Origin of the sequence: Cryobacterium sp. MLB-32, assembly GCF_000738085.1 — a bacterium.
Lineage (GTDB): Bacteria > Actinomycetota > Actinomycetes > Actinomycetales > Microbacteriaceae > Cryobacterium.
Genome location: NZ_JPRS01000556.1, coordinates 1 through 566, shown reverse-complemented (window position 1 = coordinate 566; position 566 = coordinate 1). Strand labels below are relative to the sequence as shown.

Sequence of the window (566 nt, the reverse complement as noted above, 5' to 3'; positions counted from 1 at the left end):
TCCTCGAGTGGGCCTGGCGCATCCCGTTCCTGTTCTCCGCCGTGATGGTGATCGTGGGCCTGTGGGTTCGCCTCCGCCTGGTGGAGAGCGAGGCCTTCACGAAGGCCGTCAAGGCCAAGAAGGTCGAAAAGCTGCCCCTCGCGGCCGTGTTCAAGACAAACTGGCGCGAGCTCATCCTCGGCACGTTCATCATGCTCGCCACCTATGTACTGTTCTACCTGATGACCACGTTCACGCTCGGCTACGGCCGTGCGGCCACGGATGCCCCGCTGCCGGGCCTCGGGTACAACTACAACACCTTCATCCTCATGATGATCCTCGGCGTGGTGTTCTTCGGAATCTTCACGCTCGCCTCCGGCCCGTGGGCCGATCGACACGGGCGTCGCAAGACGCTCATCGTCGTGACGATCGCCATCGTGCTGTTCGGACTCCTGTTTGTGCCCCTGCTTGGTGCCGGAAACGTCGGCGTCTTCGTCTTCCTGATTGTCGGCTTCTCGCTCATGGGAATGACCTTCGGCCCGATGGGCGCCCTGCTGCCGGAGCTCTTCCCCACGGCGGTTCGGTAC

The 566-nt window shown here is 63.1% G+C and carries 1 protein-coding gene; it reads left to right on the top strand.

The window, feature by feature from the left end; translation table 11 throughout:
• A partial coding sequence (locus tag JF66_RS19930; protein WP_035880627.1) for an MFS transporter occupies positions 1-566 on the top strand: 566 nt, incomplete at both ends.